Origin of the sequence: Micrococcus sp. 2A (genome assembly GCF_039519235.1) — a bacterium.
In the GTDB taxonomy this organism is placed as follows: domain Bacteria; phylum Actinomycetota; class Actinomycetes; order Actinomycetales; family Micrococcaceae; genus Micrococcus.
The window spans coordinates 1,274,028-1,294,221 of sequence record NZ_CP154351.1 but is presented as its reverse complement, the minus strand read 5'-3'; the positions used below and the strand labels follow the sequence as shown (position 1 = coordinate 1,294,221).

Annotated in this window: 17 protein-coding genes; 9 read left to right on the top strand and 8 right to left on the bottom strand. The window is 73.0% G+C overall.

Going from position 1 to position 20,194, the window contains the following annotated elements; genetic code table 11:
- Positions 1-10: 10 nt before the first annotated feature.
- Both AAG742_RS06015 and AAG742_RS06010 read right to left on the bottom strand, forming a co-directional pair.
- Positions 11-1,609, bottom strand: a complete 1,599-nt coding sequence (locus AAG742_RS06015) for an ABC-F family ATP-binding cassette domain-containing protein (RefSeq protein ID WP_248117045.1) — start codon at positions 1,607-1,609, stop codon at positions 11-13.
- Positions 1,610-1,713: 104 nt separating this feature from the next.
- Entirely contained in the window at positions 1,714-2,709 is a 996-nt protein-coding gene (locus AAG742_RS06010) for an IS481 family transposase (protein ID WP_343282413.1), read from the bottom strand.
- A 119-nt stretch (positions 2,710-2,828) separates the two neighbouring features.
- Between AAG742_RS06010 and AAG742_RS06005 the strand changes: the two genes are divergently transcribed.
- Positions 2,829-3,770, top strand: coding sequence for a neutral zinc metallopeptidase (locus tag AAG742_RS06005; RefSeq protein ID WP_248117043.1), 942 nt, complete (start codon positions 2,829-2,831; stop codon positions 3,768-3,770).
- 91 nt (positions 3,771-3,861) lie between these two features.
- Here AAG742_RS06005 and AAG742_RS06000 read toward each other — a convergent pair whose 3' ends face one another.
- The 5 genes from AAG742_RS06000 to AAG742_RS05980 all read right to left on the bottom strand — a co-directional run bounded on the left by AAG742_RS06000 (position 3,862) and on the right by AAG742_RS05980 (position 8,490).
- Positions 3,862-4,188, bottom strand: a complete 327-nt coding sequence (locus AAG742_RS06000) for a metal-sulfur cluster assembly factor (RefSeq protein ID WP_248117041.1) — start codon at positions 4,186-4,188, stop codon at positions 3,862-3,864.
- Positions 4,185-4,952 carry a Fe-S cluster assembly ATPase SufC gene (sufC, locus tag AAG742_RS05995; RefSeq protein WP_248117039.1) on the bottom strand — a complete coding sequence of 256 codons (768 nt, stop codon included), beginning with the start codon at positions 4,950-4,952 and terminating at the stop codon, positions 4,185-4,187. The genes AAG742_RS06000 and sufC overlap by 4 nt, the downstream gene beginning before the upstream one ends.
- A gap of 47 nt (positions 4,953-4,999) precedes the next feature.
- Entirely contained in the window at positions 5,000-6,241 is a 1,242-nt protein-coding gene (gene sufD / locus AAG742_RS05990; protein ID WP_298710231.1) for a Fe-S cluster assembly protein SufD, read from the bottom strand.
- On the bottom strand, positions 6,242-7,714 hold the full coding sequence (gene sufB, locus AAG742_RS05985) for a Fe-S cluster assembly protein SufB (protein WP_248117034.1): 1,473 nt from the start codon (positions 7,712-7,714) through the stop codon (positions 6,242-6,244).
- Between the two features lie 71 nt (positions 7,715-7,785).
- Positions 7,786-8,490, bottom strand: a complete 705-nt coding sequence (locus tag AAG742_RS05980) for a helix-turn-helix domain-containing protein (RefSeq protein ID WP_298710234.1) — start codon at positions 8,488-8,490, stop codon at positions 7,786-7,788.
- Between the two features lie 140 nt (positions 8,491-8,630).
- On the opposite strand from AAG742_RS05980, the gene AAG742_RS05975 reads away from it, so the two are divergent.
- The 3 genes from AAG742_RS05975 (at position 8,631) to AAG742_RS05965 (ending at position 11,362) form a co-directional block, all read left to right on the top strand.
- Complete coding sequence (locus AAG742_RS05975) at positions 8,631-9,596, top strand: ABC transporter ATP-binding protein (RefSeq protein ID WP_248117029.1); 966 nt, start codon at positions 8,631-8,633, stop codon at positions 9,594-9,596.
- Positions 9,593-10,345: an ABC transporter permease gene (locus tag AAG742_RS05970; RefSeq protein WP_298710242.1), complete on the top strand. Its 753-nt coding sequence runs from the start codon at positions 9,593-9,595 to the stop codon at positions 10,343-10,345. The genes AAG742_RS05975 and AAG742_RS05970 overlap by 4 nt, the downstream gene beginning before the upstream one ends.
- 63 nt (positions 10,346-10,408) lie before the next feature.
- Positions 10,409-11,362 (top strand): COX15/CtaA family protein, encoded by a 954-nt coding sequence (locus AAG742_RS05965; protein ID WP_298710246.1) that lies wholly within the window; start codon positions 10,409-10,411, stop codon positions 11,360-11,362.
- Positions 11,363-11,447: 85 nt separating this feature from the next.
- Here the strand turns inward: AAG742_RS05965 and AAG742_RS05960 are convergent, their stop codons facing one another.
- On the bottom strand, positions 11,448-12,434 hold the full coding sequence (locus AAG742_RS05960) for a heme o synthase (protein WP_298710247.1): 987 nt from the start codon (positions 12,432-12,434) through the stop codon (positions 11,448-11,450).
- Between the two features lie 234 nt (positions 12,435-12,668).
- Between AAG742_RS05960 and tkt the strand changes: the two genes are divergently transcribed.
- From tkt to AAG742_RS05935, 5 genes are read left to right on the top strand one after another with little or no spacing between them, the layout of a single operon-like run.
- Positions 12,669-14,849, top strand: a complete 2,181-nt coding sequence (gene tkt / locus AAG742_RS05955; RefSeq protein WP_298710249.1) for a transketolase — start codon at positions 12,669-12,671, stop codon at positions 14,847-14,849.
- Positions 14,850-14,870: 21 nt separating this feature from the next.
- Complete coding sequence (gene tal, locus AAG742_RS05950; protein ID WP_298710251.1) at positions 14,871-15,986, top strand: transaldolase; 1,116 nt, start codon at positions 14,871-14,873, stop codon at positions 15,984-15,986.
- Between the two features lie 41 nt (positions 15,987-16,027).
- Positions 16,028-17,635 carry a glucose-6-phosphate isomerase gene (locus AAG742_RS05945; RefSeq protein WP_298710253.1) on the top strand — a complete coding sequence of 536 codons (1,608 nt, stop codon included), beginning with the start codon at positions 16,028-16,030 and terminating at the stop codon, positions 17,633-17,635.
- Complete coding sequence (gene zwf / locus AAG742_RS05940) at positions 17,625-19,196, top strand: glucose-6-phosphate dehydrogenase (RefSeq protein ID WP_298710255.1); 1,572 nt, start codon at positions 17,625-17,627, stop codon at positions 19,194-19,196. The genes AAG742_RS05945 and zwf overlap by 11 nt, the downstream gene beginning before the upstream one ends.
- On the top strand, positions 19,193-20,134 hold the full coding sequence (locus AAG742_RS05935; protein WP_298710257.1) for a glucose-6-phosphate dehydrogenase assembly protein OpcA: 942 nt from the start codon (positions 19,193-19,195) through the stop codon (positions 20,132-20,134). The genes zwf and AAG742_RS05935 overlap by 4 nt, the downstream gene beginning before the upstream one ends.
- Positions 20,135-20,194 lie beyond the last annotated feature (60 nt).

The following is a 20,194-nucleotide window of genomic DNA, read 5'->3' as shown; positions in this document are numbered from 1 at the left end:
GGCCGGCCGCTCAGGCCAGGGTGATGAGGTCCAGGTAGTCGTCGTTCCAGAGGTCCTCGACGCCGTCCGGCAGCAGCACCACGCGCTCCGGGGCGAGCGCCTGGACGGCACCCTCGTCGTGGGTCACGAGCACCACGGCGCCCTCGTACCGGCGCAGCGCGTTGAGGATCTCCTCGCGGCTGGCGGGGTCGAGGTTGTTGGTGGGCTCGTCGAGCAGCAGGACGTTCGCGGAGGACGCCACGAGCGTGGCCAGGGCCAGGCGGGTCTTCTCGCCGCCGGAGAGCACCCGCGCGGGCTTGTCCACGTCGTCGCCCTGGAAGAGGAACGAGCCCAGCAGCGTGCGCGCCTGGGTGTCCCCCAGCTGCGGCGCGGCGTGGCGCATGTTGTCGAGCACCGAGGCGTCCTGGTCGAGGGTGTCGTGCTCCTGGGCGAAGTAGCCGAGCTTGAGGCCGTGCCCGGCCTCCACGCCGCCCGTGTCCGGGGTCTCGGCACCGGCCAGCATGCGCAGCAGCGTGGTCTTGCCCGCGCCGTTGTAGCCCAGGATCACCACGCGGGAGCCGCGGTCGATCGCCAGGTCCACGCCCGTGAAGATCTCGAGCGATCCGTAGGACTTGGAGAGGTTCTCCGCGCGCAGCGGCGTCTTGCCCGAGGGCTGCGGCGAGGGGAAGCGGATGGCGGCCACGCGGTCCTGCGCGCGCTCGCCCTCGACGTCCCGCATGAGGCGCTCGGCGCGCTTGATCATGTTCTGCGCGGCCACGGCCTTCGTGGCCTTGGCCCGCATCTTCTCCGCCTGGGAGATCAGCGCGGAGGCCTTCTTCTCCGCGTTGGCGAACTCCCGGCGGCGGCGGGACTCGTCCTGCTGGCGCTGGGCCAGGTAGTTCTTCCAGGACATGTTGTAGACGTCGATCACCTGGCGGTTGGCGTCGAGGTAGAGGACCTTGTTCACGGTCATCTCCATGAGCTCCACATCATGGCTGATCATCAGCAGGCCGCCGGAGTACGTCTTGAGGTATTCGCGCAGCCACACGATCGAGTCGTGGTCCAGGTGGTTGGTGGGCTCGTCGAGGAGCATGATGTCCGCGTCCGAGAAGAGGATGCGGGCGAGCTCCACGCGGCGGCGCTGGCCGCCGGAGAGCGTGTGCAGCGGCTGGTCCAGGACGCGGTCCGGCAGGCCCAGGTTCGAGGTGATCCGGGCGGCCTCGGACTCGGCCGCGTACCCGCCGCGGGCGGCGAACTCCGCTTCGAGCCGCGAGTACCGGTTCATGGCCCTCTCGCGCTCGGCGTCGTCGTCCGCCGCCATCCCCTCCTCCGCGGCGCGCATGCGGCGGATGGTCTGGTCCAGGTCCCGGGCGGAGAGGATCCGGTCGCGGCCGGACTGGTCCATGTCCTCCACCTTGGGGTCCTGCGGGAGGTAGCCGATCCGACCCGAGCGGGTGACGGTCCCCCCGGCGGGCTGTCCGCCGCCGGCGAGCACCTTCGTGAGGGTGGTCTTGCCGGCGCCGTTGCGCCCCACCAGGCCCACCTTGTCCCCCTTGTCCACGCGGAAGTTCACCTCGTCCATGAGCAGGCGGGCGCCGACGCGCAGTTCGAGATCCGTGACGGTGAGCATGAGGGGGTGGAGCTCCTGGGGGTGTGGGGGCGGCCGCAGCGGACCGGTCGAGGGCGCGCGAAGGGCCGAGGGGCCCGGGGCCGCGCCGCCCCAGTCTAGTCCGTCTAGATGTGATGTCCAGGGAGGTTGTTGAGCCTGGTGGCAGGCACGGCACCGATCGCGGAGTGGACGCGATGATGATTGTAGAAGTGCAGCCATCCAGGCAACGCGGCCCTGCGCTCCGTCTCTGAGCTGTAGAACCGGGCGTAGGCCCACCCGTCAGCGAGCGTGCGATGGAACCGCTCAATCTTCCCGTTCGTCTGCGGCCGGTAGGGCCGAGTCCGCTTGGGCTTGATCCCGAGCTCGGCACAGGCATCACGCCAGGCATGCGAGCGGTAGGCCGAGCCGTTGTCCGAGAGCACCCGCTCCACCTCCACGCCCAGGCGCGCGAAGTGGGCGACCGCGCGGCGCAACACCGCGATGGCCGTCTGGCTGCGTTCATCGGAGTGCATCTCGACATAGGCGAAGCGGGAGTGATCATCGATCACGGTGTGCAGAAAGCCCACCCCGAGCCGGGGCTGGTATCGGGCATCACGGGTTCCTTCGCGGTCCGAGGTCGCCGCGCGGTGCTTCAGGCCCTGCTGGCGCCCGACGAATCGGTGTCCGCCCCCGTCGGGGATGCGCCCGAACTTGGTGACGTCGACGTGGATCAGCGACCCGGGGTGGGGGTGCTCGTAGCGGCGGATCGGCTCGCCGGTGACCCGGTCCAGACGGGCGAGGCGGTTGATCCGGCAGCGCACGAGCACGGCATGGACGGTGGAGGCCGGCATCCTGAGTTCTCCGGCGATCTGTGCCGGCCCCAGGCGTCGGCGCCATCGGGCGGCCACGATCTGTTTCACCACCGCCGGCGGTGTTCTGGTCGGCATCGTGGACGGCCGGCTGGACCGGTCTGCCATCCCTGCAGGTCCCTCGGCCCGGAAGCGTGTGGCCCATTTGCGTGCGGTGGGTGGGGAGACCATGAACATCTTGGCCGCGGTGGCGACCGGCCAGTGCTCCTCGACGATGAGCTTGGCCAGGCGTAGGCGGGCGCGAGGGGTCAGGGCGGCGTTAGCGTGGGACATGAAGGCCTTCTGTTCGCGTGAGCGGTTTCTCGACAACTCCACTCTCGCAACAGGAGGCCTTCGCCTGTCAGCTGTTCACGCAACAACGTCCCTGGACATCACATCTAGACTCAGGCCTCATGACCTTCAACTCCAACGTGCAGCTCGACGCGGGCCGCGCCTCCGGCGGCGGCGGGGGCCTCGGCCGGGGCGCCGCGATCGGCGGCGGCGGCGGCCTGCTGGCGCTGCTCCTGGCCATCTTCGCGCCCGGGCTGGCCGACCAGCTCGGCATCGACACCGGCTCGGCCACCTCCGGCCAGGGCCAGTACCAGCAGCAGACCACGGGGGGCACGGACCAGCCGGTCTCCCCGTCGGAGTGCAGCACCGGCGACGACGCGAACCGCAACGTGGACTGCCGCGTGATCGCCACCACCGAGGCCGCCGACCAGTTCTGGGGCGGGTACCTCGGCCGGTACTCCAACATCGACTGGCGCGAGCCGAAACTCACCCTGTTCTCCGGCCAGGTGAACACCGGCTGCGGCGCCGCGTCCTCGGACACCGGCCCGTTCTACTGCCCCTCCGACGAGTCGATGTACTTCGACACGTCCTTCTTCGGCACCCTCCAGCGCGACTTCGGCGCCGAGGGCGGCCCCCTGGCCGAGGAGTACATCGTCGCGCACGAGTACGGCCACCACGTGCAGAACGTGGTCGGCTACCTGGAGTACTCGCGGGACGGCACGACGGGCGCCACCTCGGGCTCGGTGAAGGCCGAGCTCCAGGCCGACTGCTTCGCCGGCATGTGGGCCGGCCACGGCACGGTGACCACGGACCCGGAGTCCGGGGAGCCGTTCCTGCAGCCCATCTCGGACGCGCAGCTGCGCCAGGCGATCGACGCAGCGGCCTCCGTGGGCGACGATCACATCCAGGAGCAGGCCCGCGGCCGCGTCGACCCGCACAGCTTCACGCACGGCACCTCGGAGCAGCGCATGGGCTGGTTCATGCGCGGCTACCAGAACGGCCGCCAGGCCGAGCCGGACATCCAGCAGTGCAACACGTTCACCGCGAGCACGCTGGACATCTGAGGGCGCTTCCCGCGGTCTCCCCGGAACGACGTCGGGCCCCCACCTCCGCGCGGAGGTGGGGGCCCGACGTCGTTCCGGGACCGGGGCTGGGTCAGATGTTGAAGCCGAGGGCCCGCATCTGGTCCTTGCCGTCCTCGGTGATCCGCTCGGGACCCCACGGCGGCATCCAGACCCAGTTCAGGCGCCACTCGTCCACCATGGTGCCGATGGCGCGCGAGACCTGGTCCTCGATCTCCTCGGTGAGGGGGCACGCGGCGGTGGTCAGGGTCATGTCCACGAGCAGCGCGCCGTCCTCGGCGTAGTGCAGGCCGTAGAGCAGGCCCAGGTCCACCACGTTCACCCCGAGCTCGGGGTCGATGACGTCCTTGAGGGCCTCACGGACGTCCTCCGTGGGCGTCTGCGCGGCGGCCTCGGTCATGCCGAGACCTCTGCGGCCTGCTCGAAGCGGGCGTAGCCCTCGGCCTCGAGCTGCGCGGCGAGCTCGGGGCCGCCCGACTCGGCGATGCGGCCGGCCACCATCACGTGCACGTGCTGGGGCTTGATGTAGTTCAGGATGCGCGTGTAGTGGGTGATGAGCAGCGTGCCCATCTCGTTCGCCTCGGCGGCGCGGTTCACGCCCTCCGAGACGATGCGCAGGGCGTCCACGTCGAGGCCGGAGTCGGTCTCGTCGAGGATCGCGAACTTCGGCTTGAAGAGCTCGAGCTGCATGATCTCGGCGCGCTTCTTCTCGCCGCCCGAGAAGCCCTCGTTGACGTTGCGGTTCATGAACGCCGGGTCCATCTGGAGGGCCTCGAAGGCGCCCTTGACGTCCTTGGTCCACGTGCGCAGCGAGGGCGCCTCCCCGTCCAGCGCGGTCTTGGCGGTGCGCAGGAAGTTGGTCATGGTCACGCCCGGGATCTCCACGGGGTACTGCATGGCCAGGAAGAGACCCGCCTGCGCGCGCTCGTCCACGCCCATCTCCAGGACGTCCTCGCCGTCCAGGGTGATGGACCCGGAGGTCACCTCGTAGCGGGGGTGGCCGGCGATGGTGGAGGCCAGGGTGGACTTGCCGGAGCCGTTGGGGCCCATGATGGCGTGCGTCTCGCCCGTGTTCAGGGTGAGGTTCAGGCCCTTGAGGATCTCCTTCGGGCCGTTGTCGGTCTCGATCTGCACGTGCAGGTCGGTGATCTGCAGAGTTGCCATGTGCGGTTCTCCTTGGAAGAAAAAGGTGGGGTGAGCGGGAGGTGGGCTCAGAGCGCGGCGATGCGCAGCTCGTCCTCCATGACGGTGGTGAGCTCGTCCTCGACGTCGGCGATGCCGATCTTCTGGATGATCTCGTTGAGGAAGCCGCGCACGATCAGGCGGCGCGCCTCCGACTCCGGGATGCCGCGGGCCATGAGGTAGAACAGCTGGGTCTCGTCGAACCGTCCGGTGGCGGACGCATGGCCCGCCCCCTCGATGACGCCGGTCTCGATCTCGAGGTTCGGCACCGAGTCGGCGCGGGCGCCGTCGGTGAGCAGCAGGTTCTGGTTCTTCTCGTACGTGTCCGTGCCCTCGGCCTCCTTGCGGATCAGCACGTCGCCCACCCACACGGTGCGCGCGTCGGCGCCCTGCAGCGCGCCCTTGTAGAGCACGTCCGAGACACAGTTCGGCTGGTTGTGGTCCACGAACAGGCGGCTCTCGAGGTGCTGGCCGGCGTCGGCGAAGTAGAGGCCGTAGAGGCGGGCCTCGCCGCGCTCGGCGGAGAAGCGCGCGGTCGGGGTGAGGCGCACCAGCGAGCCGCCGTGGGAGACGGTCACGTGCGTGAGGTGCGCGCCCGTGGCCACGGAGGCCTGCTGCGCCGACACGTGCACGGCGCCCTCGTCCCACGCCTGCAGGGAGACTGCGTTCAGGCGGGCGTCCCGCCGGACGTCGAACTCGACGTTCTGGGCCAGCACGGCGGAGCCGCGGTGGCGGATCACGACGTCGGCCTGGGCGTTCTCCTCGACGATGACCGTCAGGTGCGCGGCGGCAGCCTGGGGGCCTGCGCCGGTCACCTCGATCCGGATCGGCTCGGCGACCTCGGCTCCCGCCGCGACCGTCACGACGACGGCCTCGGAGGTCGAGGCCCACGCCGCGGCGGAGACGCGGTCGTCCGGCGTCAGCACGGAGCCGACGCGCGCGTCCTCGCGCGAGACGGTCTCCACGGAGACGCCCTCGTGCTCGGACACGGTCACGGTCGGTGCCGCGCCGGTGAGCCGCGCGTCGTCGCCGCCGGGCAGGTGCAGCCCGCCCAGGCGCTTGAGCGGGGTGAACCGCCAGTCCTCCTCGCGCCCGGTGAGCACCGGGAAGTCGGCGAGCTCGTACGAGCTCACGCGGTCCGCGCGGGAGCCGCCGGTGCGGCGCGGCTGCGCCGCGGGCTTCGGGGCCTCCTGGGTGACGGCGAGCTTCTCGCCCTCCTCCCCCATGCCCGGAATGAGATTGCGCTCGGTCACATCCATGGTCTCGGCCACTCAGCCCACCGACCCTTCCATCTGCAGTTCGATCAGCTTGTTCAGCTCGAGGGCGTACTCCATCGGCAGCTCGCGCGCGATCGGCTCGATGAAGCCGCGCACGATCATCGCCATGGCCTCGCTCTCGGAGAGGCCGCGGCTCTGGAGGTAGAAGAGCTGCTCCTCCGAGACGCGGGACACCGTGGCCTCGTGGCCGAGGGTCACGTCGTCCTCGCGGATGTCGATGTACGGGTAGGTGTCCGAGCGGGAGACCGTGTCCACGAGCAGCGCGTCGCACACCACCGAGTTCGCGGCGCCCTTGGCGCCCTCGTCCACCTGCACGAGCCCGCGGTAGGCGGCCCGGCCGCCGTTGCGGGCGATCGACTTCGAGACGATCGAGCTGGAGGTGTTGGGGGCCATGTGCACCATCTTCGAGCCCGTGTCCTGGTGCTGGTCGGCGCCGGCGAAGGCCACGGAGAGCGTCTCGCCGGTGGCGTGCTCACCCGTGAGGTACACCGCGGGGTACTTCATGGTGACCTTCGAGCCGATGTTGCCGTCGACCCACTCCATCGTGCCGCCGGCCTCGACCACGGCACGCTTGGTCACCAGGTTGTACACGTTGGTGGACCAGTTCTGGATGGTGGTGTAGCGCACGCGGGCGTTCTTCTTCACCACGATCTCCACCACGGCGGAGTGCAGGGAGTCCGACTTGTACATCGGGGCGGTGCAGCCCTCGATGTAGTGCACGTAGGAGTCCTCGTCCGCGATGATCAGCGTGCGCTCGAACTGGCCCATGTTCTCCGTGTTGATGCGGAAGTAGGCCTGCAGCGGGATGTCCACGTGCACGCCCTTGGGCACGTACACGAAGGAGCCGCCGGACCACACGGACGTGTTCAGGGAGGCGAACTTGTTGTCGCCCACCGGGATCACGGTGCCGAAGTACTCCTCGAACACCTCCGGGTGCTCCTTGAGGGCCGTGTCGGTGTCGAGGAACAGCACGCCCTGGGCCTCGAGGTCCTCGCGGATCTGGTGGTAGACGACCTCGGACTCGTACTGGGCGGCGACGCCCGCCACGAGGCGGTCGCGCTCCGCCTCGGGGATGCCGAGGCGCTCGTACGTGTTGCGGATGTCCTCGGGCAGGTCCTCCCAGGACTTCGCCTGGCCCTCGGTGGAGCGCACGAAGTACTTGATGTTGTCGAAGTCGATGCCGGTGAGGTCCGGGCCCCACGCGGGCATCGGCTTGCGCTCGAAGTACTTCAGGCCCTTGAGGCGCAGGTCGAGCATCCACTGCGGCTCGGACTTCTTGGCGGAGATGTCGCGCACGACGTCCTCGTTCAGGCCGCGCACGGCCTTCTCGCCGGCCGCGTCGGAGTCGGCCCAGCCGTACTGGTAGGCGCCGATGGCGTTCAACTCGGGGTTCTTCTCGAGGATCTCGGCGATCACGCCGGGATCGGCGGTCTCCGTGGTCTCCCGCTGGACGATCTGGTCTGTCATCTCAGCCTCTCTCGTTGCGGTGTTGGGGTGGTCGGACGGTCGGGTGGTCTTCTCGGGGCCGGCGGGCGGCCTCACGTGCGGCCCAGGGGCACGTGTGTGGTGCACACGTGCCCGCCGGTGGCGAGGGTGGAGAGCCGGCGCACGTCGACGCCGAGCAGGCGCGCGAACAGGGCGGCCTCCTCCTCGCAGAACTCCGGGTAGCGGGCCGGCAGGCCCTGCAGGGGGCAGTGGCCCTGGCACACCTGGTCGGCCCGCAGGGTGGGGGCCAGCCCCTCGCCCAGGTGGCGCAGCGTGCCGGCGAATCCGGCGGCGTCGAGCACCCTGGCGAGCACGGCGGTCCGCTCCTCCAGCGGCAGGTCCGCGCCGGCGACGGCGGCGTCGAACCTCCGCTCGACGTCGCGGAAGGCCCCGCGCGCGAGGCGCCGGACCTCGCCCTCGCCGCCGAGCTCCGCGAGGCGGTCGATCGCGTCGACGGCGACCGAGAGGTGGTCGTCGCCGAGACGGCGCTGGGCGTGCTGCGTCACCACGTACCGGCGGGAGGGGCGGCCCGCTCCGCGGGCGGCGCTGACGAGCTTCACGGCCACGAGGGACTCCTCCTCGAGGGCGTCGAGGTGGCGGCGCACGGCCGCAGCGGTGAGCTCCAGCTCCCGGCCGATCTCGGCCGCGCTCACCGGCCCGCGAGTGAGGACCAGCTGCAGGACGCGCTCGCGCGTGCCCTCGGCGGGTGCCGGGGCGGGCGCGGCGTCATGCGCGGGGACGGGCAGTTCGGAATACACCAGTCCATGATGACGTAATGATCTGGAACCGTTCAAGTGAGGGGGCCCTTCGTCCGCTCTCGGCACCGGTGTCCCGCGTCACCCGGGACGCCCCGCCCGCGGCACCGGGCACCGCCGGCCCGCCCGACTAGACTGGACCGGTGCCCCCCACCTCCCCCGACGACGCCCACACCGACGCACCCGTGCCGGCGCTGAGCCTGCGGGACGCCCACCGGAGCCTGGGCCGCGGGCGCGCCCGCACGCCCGTGCTGCGCGGGGTGGACCTCACCGCCCGCGCCGGGGCCGTGACCGTCCTGCTCGGCCCCAACGGCGCGGGCAAGTCCACGACGCTGGGCCTGTGCCACGGCACGGACCGTCCGGACGCCGGCACGGTCCGCGTCTTCGGGCGCGACCCCTGGCGCGCATCCGCGGACCTGCGCGCCCGCATCGGCGTCATGTGGCAGGAGGGCGGGCTGCCGCCCTCGGTGACGGCGCGCCGGTTCGTCACGCACGTGGCCTCGCTCTACCGCTGCCCCGAGGACCCGGAGGAGCTGCTCGAGCGCCTGCTGATCGCGAAGGTCGCCGGCCGCTCCCTGCGCCGCCTCTCCGGCGGCCAGCGCCAGCGCGTCGCGCTCGCCGCGGCCCTCGTCGGCCGCCCGGACATGCTCTTCCTGGACGAGCCGACGGCCGGGCTGGACCCGGAGACGCGCCCCGTCGTCCACGAGGTCATCCGCGAGCAGACCGCGCGCGGCGCCGCGGTGCTGCTGACCACCCACCTGCTCGACGACGCCGAGCGCCTCGCCGACGACGTGGCGATCCTCCGGGCCGGACGCGTGGTGCGCGCCGGCTCCCTCGCCGAGCTGACCCGCGTGGAGGCCGGCGACGTCGTGGACGTGGAGTTCGCGCAGGCGCGGCCCGCCGACGTGCGCGCGTGGTCCGCGGCCCTGCGCGCCCCCTTCACCGCCCGCCCGCTGCCCGACTCCCCCAGCGTCCGGGTCACGGGCGTGCGCACCCCCGCCGACCTCGAGGCCCTCGCCGGCACGTGGCGGGCCCACGGCCTGCTGCCCACGCGCTGGGACCGGGCGAGCCTGCGCCTCGAGCACATCCTCCAGGAGAGCGCCGCATGAGCACCCCCACCGCCGCCCCCCACGCCGGAGCCGCCCCCCTGGGCTCCCGCGTGGCGCGCCAGGCCGCCTACGAGACCGGCACGGCCCTGCGCAACGGCGAGCAGCTGATGGTCACCCTGATCCTGCCGCTGCTCGCGCTGATCGGCGTGCACGCCACCGGTCTGCTGGACGCGCCCTCCCGCTCCGGCCTGGACGTGGCCGTCCCCGGCGTCCTCGCGCTGGCCGTCATCAGCTCGGCCTTCACGGCGACCGCGATCTCCACGGGCTTCGAGCGCCGCTACGACGTGCTCGCCGCGCTCGCCACGACGCCGCTCGGCACGCTCGGGCTGGTCGCCGGCAAGGCCGCGTCCGTCGCCGTCCTGCTCGTGGTCCAGACCGCGGTGATCGGCGGCGTCGGCCTCGCGCTGGGCTGGCGGCCGGACCCGGCGGGGATCCTGCCCGCCGCCGTCGCCCTCGTGCTGGGCGCGGCGGCGTTCACCGCCCTCGGCCTGCTCCTGGCGGGCACGGCGCGCCCCGAGGCGACCCTCGCCGCCGCCAACCTGCTGTGGGTGCTGTTCGGCGCGGTCGGCGGCACCGTGTTCCCCGCGCGGTGGGGCTGGCTCGAGCTCCTGCCCTCGGGCGCCCTCGGCGCGGCCCTGCGCGGCGCCCTGCTCGACGGCGCGTGGGAGCCGCTGCCCCTCGTCGTCCTCGTGGCGTGGACCGCGGCGGCCGTGCTGGCCGCCCTGCGCTGGTTCCGCTGGCGCCCCTGACGGCCCGGCACCGCCCTCCCTGCTCCCCCGACCCACCCTCGACCCCGCAAAGGACCGGTTCTCGTGACCGCTTCATCCTCCTCCCACCGCGCCGCCGGCGCGGCGAACCCCTCCCGCATCACCGCCACCACCGTGGCCCTCGCCCTCGCCTCCCTCATCTCCCAGATGGTCATCGTGGTGACGGGCGGGGCCGTCCGGCTCACCGGCTCCGGACTGGGCTGCCCCACGTGGCCGACGTGCACGCCCGAATCCCTCACCACCACGCCGGAGATGGGCATCCACGGCGTCATCGAGTTCGGCAACCGGACCCTCACGGGCGTCCTGGGGGTCATCGCCCTGCTCATGATCGTGCAGCTCTGGCCCCTCCGCCGCACGCACCGCACGTCGTTCCTGCTCGCGTGCCTGCTCCTGGCGGGCATCGCGCTCCAGGCCGTCATCGGGGGCATCACCGTGTGGATGCACCTGGACCCCCGGATCGTGGGCGTCCACTTCGTCATCTCCGGGGTGCTCATCGCCCTCGCGGCCATGCTGTGGCTGCGGGTGCGGGAGGCGCACCGCCACGGCGCGGGCGCACCCCTCGTGGACGGCGTCACCACCCCCGGCACGCGCCTGGCCGCCCGGGTCGCGTACGCCGCCCTCTGGGCCGCCCTCGTCCTGGGCACCCTCGTGACCGGCACCGGTCCGCACTCCGGCGACCCGGCGGCGGCCCGGCACGGCTTCGACGCCGTCATGATCACCCGCCTGCACGTCGTGCCGGTCTACCTCACGGTCATCGCGACGGTGGTGCTGCTGGTGCTCATCCACCGCACGCTCGGCTCCGGCGCGGGCCAGCGGTCCTCGGCGTGGTTCCTGCTGGCGGCCGTCGTCCTCCAGGGGATCCTCGGCTACTGGCAGCACGTCGCGGGGCTGCCCATCGGGGTCGTGGCGGCCCACCTGGCCGGCGCCACGGTCGCCGTCGTCGCCGGCACCCTGGCGTGGCAGCGCCAGACCAGCGGACACGTCACGCCGGGGCACTGAAAACCCGCGCCGGAGACGCAGAACGGCCCCGCATCCTCCGGCCGGAGGATGCGGGGCCGTCGTCGTGACGGGGCCGAGGGCCGGTTCAGGCGCCGAAGCGCATGAGCGGCACGCCCACGAACGGGTCGATGGCCAGAGCCACGAACAGCAGCGTCAGGTACGTGATGGAGAGGTGGAAGACCTTCATGGCCTTGCGGTCGTCGAAGTCCTCGCGCTGCGCGCGGCGCTGGAGGACGTGGGCCTCCCACACGAACCAGCCGCCGACGCCGAGCGCCACGGCCGTGTACACGATGCCGGCCCAGCCCATGGGCACCAGCAGCAGCGAGCACACCACGGTGGCCCACGCGTAGAGCACCACCTGGTTGGACACGAGACGCGCCGAGGCGACGGCCCCGAGCATGGGGACGTCCGCCTCCTGGTAGTCCCGCTTGTACTTCATGGACAGGGGCCAGTAGTGCGGCGGGGTCCACAGGAAGATCACGGTGAAGAGCACGAGGGCGGGCCACTCGACCGTGCCGCGGACCGCGGCCCAGCCGATCAGCACGGGGAAGCAGCCGGCGATCCCGCCCCACACGATGTTCTGCTCCGTGCGGCGCTTGAGGATCAGCGTGTAGACCACCACGTAGAAGAAGATGGCGGCCACGCCCAGGCCCGCCGCCAGCCAGTTGGCGCCGAAGCCGAGGACCAGCACGGAGAGGACAGCGAGGGTCCACGAGAACACCAGGGCCTCCCGCGGGGTGAGCTCGCCCGTGACGAGGGGCCGGCGCTCGGTGCGCTTCATGATCCGGTCGATGTCCCGGTCGATGTAGCAGTTGAACGCGCCGGAGGCGCCGGCCGCCATGGCACCGCCCACGAGGGTGGCGATCATGGTGGTGAGGTCCGGGAATCCGCGCTGGGCGAAGATCATGGTGGGGAGCGTGGTCACCAGCAGGAGCTCGATCACCTGGGGCTTGGTGAGCTCCAGGTAGGCGCGCAGCTTCCGGCCCAGGGGGACCGGCGGCCGCTCGGGCGCGGTGGCCGACCGGACGTCGGCGGCGGGTGCTGGGGAGTGCGACTCCACGGAGGATGACATCTGCTTCTCACGGTGAGGGGACGGGGTCAGGCCGGGGGCGGGGCGCGGGGAAACCTCCACGCCCTGCACGGGGCCCTGCTCCATCCTACCCGCGGGCCCCGCGGCGCGCCCGGGGAGGCGGGCGTCACTCCGGGACCGGCCGGGGGTCCGCGGGCTAGGCTGGCGGGGACGCCGCCCTTCGGGAGCGACCCCGACGGCGCGCCCCGATGTCCCCCACATGCCAGGAGCAGTCCCGTGACCGACGCCCCGTCCCCCGCCGCCGGGCCCATCCCCGCCCTGGACCGCGTGCCGCCCGCGCGGGAGTTCGTGTACGACGACGCCGACCGCCGCATGGTGGACACGCTCAAGGTCCTCGCCGTGGACGCGGTGGAGCGTGCGGGCCACGGCCACCCCGGCACCGCGATCTCGCTCGCGCCGGTGGCGTGGCAGCTCTTCCAGAACGTCATGCACCTGGACCCGGCCGACGACCGCTGGGCCGGCCGAGACCGGTTCATCCTCTCGGCGGGCCACGCCTCCCTCGTCCTCTACCTGCAGCTCTTCGCCGCCGGGTACGGCCTCGAGGTCGAGGACCTCGAGGCCCTGCGCACCCGCGGATCCCTGACCCCCGGCCACCCGGAGTACCGCCACACGCCCGGCGTGGAGATGACGACGGGCCCGCTCGGCCAGGGCCTGGCCTCCGCGGTCGGCTTCGCGTACGACCAGCGGCGGGTGCGCGGCCTGCTGGACCCCGACGCCGCCCCTGGGACCTCGCCCTTCGACCACCACGTCTTCGTGATCGCCTCGGACGGCGACGTCCAGGAGGGCGTGACCGCCGAGGCGTGCTCGCTCGCCGGTCATCAGGAGCTCGGGAACCTCGTGGTCGTCTACGACGCGAACCGCATCTCCATCGAGGACGACACCGACATCGCCTTCACTGAGGACGTCGCCGCCCGCTACGAGGCCTACGGCTGGCACGTGCAGGAGGTCGACTGGACCAACGGCGCCCAGGGGCACGACGTCTCCGAGTACACGGAGGACGTCGAGCGGCTCTACGAGGCCCTCGCCGCGGCGAAGGCCGAGACCGGGCGCCCCTCCCTGATCAGGCTGCGCACCGTGATCGGCTGGCCCTCCCCCACGAAGCAGAACACCGGCGGCATCCACGGCGCGAAGCTCGGCGAGGACGAGGTCCGTGAGCTCAAGGCGCACCTCGGCTTCGACGTCGAGGAGCACTTCGCGGTGGAGCCGGGCCTCCTGGAGCACGCCCGCGCCGTGGGCGAGCGCTCGAAGGCCTACCGCGCGCAGTGGGAGGAGGCCCTCGCCGCGTGGCGCGAGGCGAACCCGGAGCGCGCCCGCCTCTTCGACCGGCTGACCGCCGGCGATCTGCCCGAGGGCTTCGCCGAGGCGTTCCCCACCTGGGACGCCGATGCGAAGGGCATCGCCACGCGCGCCGCCTCCGGCGAGGTCCTGACCGCCCTCGCCCCCGTGATGCCCGAGCTGTGGGGCGGCTCCGCCGACCTCGCCGGCTCGAACAACACCACCATGAAGGGCGAGCCCTCCTTCGTCCCCGCACGCCGCTCCACGAGCACGTGGCAGGGCGACGCGTACGGCCGCACCCTGCACTTCGGCATCCGCGAGTTCGCGGCGGGCGCGATCGTCAACGGCATCACGATCGGCGGGCTGACCCGTGCGTACGCCGGCACGTTCCTCCAGTTCGCCGACTACCAGCGCGCCGCCGTCCGCCTCGCGGCCCTCATGGGCGTGCCGAGCATCTACGTGTGGACGCACGACTCGGTCGGTCTCGGCGAGGACGGGCCGACCCACCAGCCCGTGGAGCACCTCGCCGCGCTGCGCGCGATCCCGGGCCTCGACGTCGTGCGCCCCGCCGACGCGAACGAGACCGCGTGGGCGTGGCGCACCGTGCTCGAGCGCCGCACGCGCCCCACGGGCCTCGTGCTCACCCGGCAGAACGTCCCCGTGCTCGACCGTGGGGAGGGCGCGCTCGCCGCGGCCTCCGGCACCGCCCGCGGGGCCTATGTGCTCGCGGAGGCGGCCGGCCCGGACGGCTCCCCCGCCGCGCCGCGCGTCCTGCTGATCGCCACCGGCTCCGAGGTGTCGGTGGCGCTGGGCGCGCGGGGCCTGCTGCAGGCCGACGGCGTGCCCACCCGCGTGGTGTCCGCCCCGTGCCTCGAGTGGTTCGCGGAGCAGGACGAGGCCTACCGGGCCGAGGTCCTCCCCGACGGCCCGGATGCCCCCGTCCGCGTCTCCGTGGAGGCCGGGATCGCCCAGCCGTGGTTCGAGCACACCGTCACCGCCGGATCCCGCGGGGCCCGCGTGAGCCTCGAGCACTACGGCGAGTCGGCCGACGGGCCCCTCCTCCTCGCCGAGTACGGCTTCACCCCCGAGAACGTCGCGGCCACGGCCCGCGGCCTGCTCTGAACCGAACGAAGGGCGCCTCCCATGACCGAGAAGAACCCCCGCACCGCCGCCCTCGCCGAGGCCGGCGTGTCCCTGTGGCTGGACGACCTCTCCCGCACGCGCCTGGACTCGGGCACGCTCGAGGAGCTGATCGCGACCCGCTCCGTGACCGGCGTGACGACGAACCCCTCCATCTTCGCCCTTGCCCTGAAGGACGCGGACGCCTACGAGGCGCAGCTGGCCGAGCTCGCCGCGGCCGGTGCCACCGTCGACGACGCCGTCACGGCGCTGACGACGACGGACGTGCGCCGCGCGGCAGACGTCCTTGCGCCCGTGCACGAGGCGACGGGTGGAGCGGACGGCTTCGTGTCCATCGAGGTGGACCCCCGCCTCGCGCGGGACACCGACGGGACGATCGCGCAGGCCCGCGATCTGGCCGCCGTCGTGGACCGCCCGAACCTCATGGTGAAGATCCCCGCCACGGTGGAGGGCCTGCCGGCCATCTCCGCGGTGCTCGCCGAGGGCATCAGCGTGAACGTGACGCTCATCTTCTCCCTGCCCCGCTACCGCGAGGTGCTCAACGCGTGGCAGTCGGGCCTCGAGCAGGCCCGGGAGAACGGCCACGACCTCTCCCGCATCCACTCCGTGGCCTCCTTCTTCGTCTCCCGCGTGGACACCGAGGTGGACGCGCGCCTGCGCGCGGGCGGCCGTGACGACGCCGACGGCCTGACCGGCAGGGCCGGCCTCGCCAACGCGCGCCTCGCGTACCGGGCCTTCACGCAGGCCCTCGACACCGAGCGGTGGCGTCTCCTCGAGGCCGCCGGCGCCCCCGTGCAGCGCCCCCTGTGGGCGTCCACCGGCGTGAAGGACCCCGCCCTGCCGGACACCCTGTACGTCGCCGGCCTCGTGGCCCCCCGCACCGTGAACACCATGCCGGAGAAGACCCTCGAGGCCTTCGCGGACCACGGCGAGGTCACGGGTGACACCGTCACCCGCGCCGGCGCCCAGGCCGAGGCCGACCTCGACGCGATCGGCGCCGCGGGCGTCTCCTACACCGAGGTCGTCGAGCAGCTGGAGGCCGAGGGCCTGCAGAAGTTCGAGTCCGCGTGGGCCGAGCTGCTCGACTCCGTGCGCGCCGGCCTCGACGCCCACCGCTGAGCACAGCCCGACCGACCTCCACCGCACCCGGAAGGACCACCATGAGCACGCTCGGCCTGACCACCACCGGATCCGCCCTCGAGGCGATCGACCGCCACCTGCCCGCCCTCCTGGAGGACCGCGTCGCCTCCCGCCTCGGCGCCCAGGACGCCACCCTGTGGGGCGAGCAGGCCCGGGACGAGGCCGCGCGCCGCCTGGGCTGGATCTCGCCGTTCGCCGACGCGCGGGCCGTGGTGGCGGACGTCGAGGCCCTGGCCGCCGAGCTGCGCCGCGCGGGCCTGACCCGCGTGGTCCTCGCCGGCATGGGCGGCTCCTCCCTCGCCCCCGAGGTCATCGCGGCCGCCGCCGGCGTCCCCCTCGAGGTGCTGGACTCCACCGACCCCCTCGAGGTGGCCGACGTGATCGGCCGTGACCTGGACCGGACCGTGCTCGTGGTCTCCTCCAAGTCGGGCTCCACCGTCGAGACCGACTCCCAGCGGCGCATCGTGGAGCGCGCGCTGCGCGAGGCCGGCGTCGACCCCGCCGAGCGGATCGTGGTGGTGACGGATCCGGGCTCGCCCCTGCACGAGGCTGCCGAGGCCGCCCACTACCGCGCCGTCTTCACGGCCGACCCGACCGTGGGCGGGCGCTATTCCGCCCTCACCGCGTTCGGCCTCGTGCCCGCGGGCCTGGCCGGCGCGGACGTCGCCGCCCTCCTCGACGAGGCGGAGTCCGTCGCAGGCCTGCTCACCGCGGACGACGTCGAGAACCCCGGGCTGCGGCTCGGCGCCGCGATCGGCGGCACGAGCCCGCTGCGCGACAAGCTGGTGATCTCCGACCTCGGCTCCGGCCTCCCCGGCTTCGGGGACTGGGCCGAGCAGCTCCTCGCCGAGTCCACGGGCAAGGACGGGACGGGCCTGCTGCCCGTCGTCGTGGCCCCCGGCGACCCGGAGACCGTCTCCGCCGCGGGTGACCTCCTCCAGGTCCAGATCGCCGGCGCCGACGTCCCCGAGGACGACGCCCCGGCCCACGGCCTGCGCGTCTCGGGCTCCCTCGGCGCCCAGATGCTCACCTGGGAGGTGGCCACCGCCGTGGCCGGCCGCCTGCTGGGGATCAACCCGTTCGACCAGCCGGACGTGGAGGCCGCCAAGGCCGCCGCCCGCGCGCTGCTCGACGCACCGGCCGGCCCCGCGGAGTCCGGTGCCGTGCTCCAGGGCGTCGAGGTCTCGGGCCCCGCCGCCGTCACGGAGTCCGCGGACCTGCGCTCGGCCCTGGGCGCCGTCGTCGGGCTCATCCCGCCGGGCGGCTACCTGGCCGTGCAGGCCTACCTCTCGCGCCACGCGGACTCCGAGCTCGCCGGGATCCGCTCGGAGCTCGCCGAGCTCGCCGGGCGTCCGGTGACCTTCGGCTGGGGCCCGCGGTTCCTGCACTCCACCGGCCAGTACCACAAGGGCGGCCCCGCCACGGGAGTGTTCCTGCAGGTCACCGGCGCGGCCGGGACGGACGTGGAGGTCCCGGACCGCGCGTTCTCCCTCGGCCGCCTGATCGCCGCGCAGGCCTCCGGCGACGCCGACGTGCTGCGCGCGCTCGGGCGCCCCGTGATCACGGTGCACCTGCCCCGGCGCGCCGCCGGGATCGCCGCCCTGCGGGACGCCGCCCGTGGCCGCTGAGCTCCCCGTGCGCGCCGGCCGCCCGTCCAACCCCCTGCGCGACCCGCGCGACCGCCGCCTGACCCGCATCGCCGGGCCGTCCTCGCTCGTGCTGTTCGGGGTGACGGGTGACCTCGCGCGAAAGAAGCTGCTGCCCGCCATGTACGACCTCGCCCATCGCGGCCTCCTGCCGCCCTCGTTCTCCCTCGTGGGGTTCGGACGCCGTGACTGGTCCGACGACGAGTTCGCGGACTACGTGCGGGCCTCCGTCGAGGCGGCCTCCCGCACCCCGTTCGACGAGACGGTGTGGGACCAGTTCCGCGGGGGGCTGCGGTTCGTCTCGGGCGCGTTCGACGACGCCGAGGCCTACGCACGCCTGCGGGACATCCTCGCGGAGCTCGAGACCACCCGCGGGACCGCCGGCAACGCGGTGTTCTACCTCTCGATCCCGCCGGACTGGTTCGAGGCCGTCTCCCGCCACCTCGCGGACCAGGGCCTCGCGGACCGCTCTCAGCCGGCCGACGGCCCGTGGCGGCGTGTGGTGATCGAGAAGCCGTTCGGTCATGACCTGGCCAGCGCGCAGGAGCTCAACGCCGTGATCGAGCGCGTCTTCCCCTCCGACGCGGTGTTCCGGATCGACCACTACCTCGGCAAGGAGACGGTCCAGAACATCCTGGCCTTCCGGTTCGCCAACCGGATCTTCGAGCCGCTGTGGAACGCAGACCACGTGGACCACGTGCAGATCACCATGGCCGAGGACATCGGCATCGGAGGCCGCGCGGGCTACTACGACGGCGTGGGCGCGGCCCGCGACGTCATCCAGAACCACCTGCTCCAGCTGCTCGCCTTCACCGCGATGGAGGAGCCCATCTCCTTCGTCGCCGACCACCTGCGCGCGGAGAAGGAGAAGGTCCTCGCCGCCGTGCAGGTGCCGGACACGCCCGCCGGGCTCGAGGCGGCCTCCGCCCGCGGCCAGTACACGAGCGGCTGGCAGGGCGGGGAGAAGGTCACGGGCTTCCTCGACGAGGAGGGGTTCAACCCGGCCTCGACCACGGAGACCTTCGCGGCCCTCAAGGTGGGCATCCACACGCGCCGCTGGCAGGGCGTGCCGTTCTACCTGCGGGCGGGCAAGCGCCTCGGCCGGCGGGTCACGGAGATCGCCGTGGTGTTCAAGAAGCCCCCGCACCTGCTGTTCCCGGTGCACGCCGGGGACGAGTACGGGCAGAACGTGATCGTCATCCGCGTGCAGCCGGACGAGGGCGTGACCATCCGCTTCGGCTCCAAGGTGCCCGGCACCCAGTCCGAGGTCCGCGACGTGACCATGGACTTCGGCTACGGCCACGCGTTCACCGAGGACTCCCCCGAGGCCTACGAGCGCCTCATCCTGGACGTCCTGCTGGGCGAGCCTCCGCTGTTCCCGCGGCAGGCGGAGGTGGAGCAGTCCTGGCGCATCGTGGACCCGTTCGAGGAGCACTGGGCCTCCCTCGACGCGCAGCCCGAGCCCTACGCGCCCGGGACGTGGGGTCCGCCCTCGGCGGACGCCCTCATGGCCCGCGACGGACGAGCATGGAGGCGGCCGTGAGGATCAGCATGCAGGACACCACCACCTCCCACGTGGCCAAGCGCCTCACCCGCCTGCGGGAGAAGGGCGGAGTCGTGGCCCTCGGCCGCGTGCTCACCCTCGTGATCAGCACCGACGACGCCGGCATCGAGTCCGCCCTCGAGGCCGCCAACGCGGCCTCGCTGGAGCATCCCTGCCGGATCATCGTGCTCGCGCTCGGCGACCCCGCTGCGCCGACCCGCCTCGACGCGGAGATCCGCGTGGGCGGGGACGCCGGCGCGTCCGACGTCGTGATCCTGTGGTGCACCGGGGACAACGCGCAGGCCGACGAGTCCCTCGTGGGGGCGCTCCTGCTGCCCGACGCCCCGATCGTGGCGTGGTGGCCGGGCCTGCCGCCCGCGGTGCCCTCCGCCACGCCGCTGGGCCGCCTCGCCCACCGGCGCATCACCGACTCGGGCGCCTCCGCCCACGCCGAGTCCGCGCTGTGGGACCTGCGCGCCGGCCACCGCGACGGGGACACGGACCTGGCCTGGACCCGCCTGACGCTGTGGCGCATCCAGGTGGCCGGGATCCTGGACAACCTCGACGCGCGGAGCCTGGCCTCCGTGAGCGTGGACGGTGCCCCGGACTCCCCCAGCACGCTCCTGCTGGCCTCATGGCTCACGCTTGGCCTGCGGATCCCCGTGACCATCGCACACTCCAAGGTCGGGCGCGGGATCCGGTCCGTGCGGCTGCGCCGCCCCGAGGGCGACGTCGTCCTCTCACGCTCGCAGTCCCAGGTGGCCCGGCTCTACCAGCAGGGCCGCCCCGTGCAGCGCATCGCGCTGCCCCGCCGCTCCGACCAGGACTGCCTGGCCGAGGAGCTGCGCCGCCTGGACCCGGACGAGGTGTTCGGCGCCGTGCTCCACGAGGGCCTGCCCCTCGCCGACCTCTCCGCGGTGCAGGCGAGCGAGCGCTGACGGGGAGCTCGGCGGCCCCGGACACGCGAGGCTCCCGACGCGACAGGACCCCGCGATCCA

What these genes read in the sequence shown, in the direction of transcription:
- AAG742_RS06015 (WP_248117045.1), bottom strand. Translation starts at nt 1,609, where the DNA reads ATGCTCACCGTCACGGATCTCGAACTGCGCGTCGGCGCCCGCCTGCTC.
- AAG742_RS06010 (WP_343282413.1), bottom strand. Translation starts at nt 2,709, where the DNA reads ATGTCCCACGCTAACGCCGCCCTGACCCCTCGCGCCCGCCTACGCCTG.
- sufC (WP_248117039.1), bottom strand. Translation starts at nt 4,952, where the DNA reads ATGGCAACTCTGCAGATCACCGACCTGCACGTGCAGATCGAGACCGAC.
- AAG742_RS05945 (WP_298710253.1), top strand. Translation starts at nt 16,028, where the DNA reads ATGAGCACGCTCGGCCTGACCACCACCGGATCCGCCCTCGAGGCGATC.
- AAG742_RS06000 (WP_248117041.1), bottom strand. Translation starts at nt 4,188, where the DNA reads ATGACCGAGGCCGCCGCGCAGACGCCCACGGAGGACGTCCGTGAGGCC.
- tal (WP_298710251.1), top strand. Translation starts at nt 14,871, where the DNA reads ATGACCGAGAAGAACCCCCGCACCGCCGCCCTCGCCGAGGCCGGCGTG.
- AAG742_RS05970 (WP_298710242.1), top strand. Translation starts at nt 9,593, where the DNA reads ATGAGCACCCCCACCGCCGCCCCCCACGCCGGAGCCGCCCCCCTGGGC.
- AAG742_RS05960 (WP_298710247.1), bottom strand. Translation starts at nt 12,434, where the DNA reads ATGTCATCCTCCGTGGAGTCGCACTCCCCAGCACCCGCCGCCGACGTC.
- sufB (WP_248117034.1), bottom strand. Translation starts at nt 7,714, where the DNA reads ATGACAGACCAGATCGTCCAGCGGGAGACCACGGAGACCGCCGATCCC.
- AAG742_RS06005 (WP_248117043.1), top strand. Translation starts at nt 2,829, where the DNA reads ATGACCTTCAACTCCAACGTGCAGCTCGACGCGGGCCGCGCCTCCGGC.